The 2,844-nt window shown below is 70.8% G+C and carries 2 protein-coding genes; both read right to left on the reverse strand.

The genetic code is table 11. The features are described from left to right. Window positions 1-329, reverse strand: a 329-nt coding sequence (locus DEIPI_RS38745; RefSeq protein WP_045233494.1) for an Hpt domain-containing protein, incomplete at its 3' end; no start/stop codon positions are given. Between the two features lie 74 nt (window positions 330-403). Next, on the reverse strand, window positions 404-2,698 hold the full coding sequence (locus tag DEIPI_RS35225) for a methyl-accepting chemotaxis protein (RefSeq protein WP_052351586.1): 2,295 nt from the start codon (window positions 2,696-2,698) through the stop codon (window positions 404-406). Window positions 2,699-2,844 lie beyond the last annotated feature (146 nt).

Genomic DNA, 2,844 nt, shown 5'->3' on the forward strand with positions numbered 1-2,844 from the left:
GCCGCGACGCGCTCCAGGGCGCTGCGCAGGCACACCGCGAGGCGCTCCAGGAACGCCGTGACGCCCTCGCGCTGCGCGGGCCCGAAGGTGGCGCGCAGGTCCAGCAGACGCTCGGCGAGCTCCGCGAGGCGCGACATCTGCGGGTACCCGTACAGGGCCGTCGTGCCCTTGATGCGGTGGGCGAGGATCGCCAGCCGTCCCAGCGCGTCCGCGTCGAACGACGCGGACGCCGCGCCGAGCGCCTCCTCGAACTGGCCCAGCGTGTCCCACGAGTCGAGCAGGAAGCTCTCGAACAGGTCGCCGGAACCCTCGTACGGATTCGTGTTCATTTCAGTCCACCTCCCCTGGTCACGTTCGTGTGCGAGGGGGCCGGGCCCCGCTGGACCCGGCCCGCCTCATCGGCTCAGTTGTTGTTGAGGCGGAAGCGCGCGAGCTGCACGCCGAGCGCCTCGGCGAGCTGACGCAGCTTCTCGGCGGACTCGCGGCCCTCGCGCACGCTCTCGCGGGAGGTCTGCGCGACCTGCGCGATGCTGCCGACCGCCTCGGACACCTGCTCCACGCCCGACACCTGCGCCTGCGTGGCGGAGGAGATCATCACGGCGAGCTCGGCGGAGCGCTGGGCGAGCTGCGAGATCTCCTGCAGGCGCTCACCGGCGGTGCCCGCCACGCGGTACCCGGCCTCCACCTCGCGGGTGCCGTCCTCCACGGACGCGACCACTTCCTGCACCTCGGCCTGCACGTTCTTGATGAGCGTCGCGATGCGGCCCGTCGCGACGGCGGAGCTCTCCGCGAGCTTGCGGACCTCGTCCGCGACCACCGCGAAGCGCGATCCGGCCTCGCCCGCGCCGGCCGCCTCGATGGCGGCGTTGAGCGCGAGGAGGTTCGTCTGCGAGGAGATGCGCGAGATCGTGTCGACGATCTCCTGAATCTCGAGCGAGCGGTCGCCGAGGCCCTTGATGCGCTTGGCGATGCCCTGCACCTCGCGGCGGATGTTCTGCATGCCCGCCAGGGTGCTCTCCACGGCCTGCGCGCCCTGCTGCGAGGCCTGAAGCGCGAGCTGCGCCGTCTGCGCGGACGCCGTGGCGCTCTCCGCCATGGAGCGGATCGTCTCGGTCACGCCCTGCACCTCGCTCGCCACGCGCTCGGCCTCCTGCGCGGTCGTCTCCGTGCCGCGCACGATGTTCGCGGTGGTGGAGAGCATCGCGTCGGCGCCCTCGTTCACGAGGCTCGACGCGTTGCGAACGTTGCGGAGCACGAGCTCGAGCTCCTCCACCATGAGGTTGATGGAGTCCACGACGTTGCCGAGCACGTCCTCCGTGACGGCGCCGCGCTGCGTGAGGTCGCCGTCGGCGATGTTCATGGTGACGTCGAGGAACTGACCGATGTTCTCCTGCAGCCTGCGGGCCTCCTCGCGTTCGAGGGCGTTCTTCGCGTCGGCCTCGCGCAGCTGGTTCACGGCGACGTTGAAGGAGCTCGCCACGACGCCGATCTCGTCGGCCGTGAGCACGGGCACGTTCACGTCGAGGTTGCCCTCACCGAGCGAGCGGGCGGCGCGCGCGAGGCCCGTGAGCGGGTTCGTGATGGCGCGGACGATGACGAGCAGCAGCCACAGCGCGAGCGCGAGCACCGCGAGGACGAACAGCAGCGTCACGAGACGCGTGCGTTGCAGCGCGCCGATGCGCTCGTCGAGCAGGGTCGTGAGGGACGACGTGGCGGTCTTCTGCAGGGCGCTCGCCGCTTCCGTCGCGGACTCCTCGACCGCCTCGAGGTTGTCCTGCAGGTTGCCGCGCAGCGCGGCGGAGTCGGGCAGGCCGCCCTGACCGATGCGCTTGAGGGTGTTGAAGTACGTCCCGATGAGCGAGTCGAGCTCGTTGGCGCGCGCGCCGAGCGTGTCCTTGAGCGCGGGGTCGGCGGCGACGGCGAAGGCCACGTCGCGCTTGATGTCCTGCACCTGCGCCTCGGCGCGGTTCGTGCCGAACAGGATCACGTCCTTCGCGCCGGAGGAGAGCTTGGCCTCACCGAACGCGCTGTCCGCCGCGATGTGCGCGACGCCCGTGAGGTGACGCAGGTCCGCGAGACCGCCGAGCATCACGTTCATCGTGTAGTACGACGCGACCTCGGGGTCGAGCAGCAGGTTCGAGGAGTTGCCGACCTCCGACACGAGCGCCTTGTACGGTCCGTTGTGGAGCTTCTCGAACTCGTCGAGGATCGTGACGGGGTCCATGACCGCCGCGACGGACGTCATCAGCGAGAACTGGTCGCGGTACTCCTTGATGCGTTCCTTGATGTCCACCTTCGGGTAGTCGGCCGCGAGGCCTTCGAGCATCTTCAGGGACGACTCGACGCTCGCCTGGGCCTTGTCGCGCGCCTCGGCGGCGCCGCTCTTGTTCTGCCGGGCGTACACGGCCGCCTCGACGTACTCGTTCGCGCGGACCTGCAGGATGTTCAGGGGCGTCACGAACTTCACGCCGACGAGCTCGTCCTGCGCGAAGGTGATGTCCTTCTGCTGCGCCTGCACGAGCAGCGTGAGCAGCACCGTCAGCGGGATGCCGAGCGCGACCGCGATGAGGGCGAGCTTCTGGCCCACGCGCAGACGGCTCAGGGGCGACATGCGCGCCGCCGCCTTGGACTTCGGCAGACGTGGACGCTTCGAGGGGGCGGCGGCGGGTCGCGGGGTGGAGTCGGCGTTGCTTTCCATGCGGGTGGTCCTCCGTGCGGTGGGGCGGTGAGGGTCAGACGACCCGGACGCGGGCGCCCAGCAGGGCGAGCAGGGCGCGTGGGTCGAGCGGCAGGGCGTGGCGCCCGTCGGTGGTGGGAACGGCCGGGGAGAGCGGTCCCGCGCCC

Origin of the sequence: Deinococcus pimensis DSM 21231 (assembly GCF_000519345.1) — a bacterium.
Taxonomy (GTDB): domain Bacteria; phylum Deinococcota; class Deinococci; order Deinococcales; family Deinococcaceae; genus Deinococcus_A; species Deinococcus_A pimensis.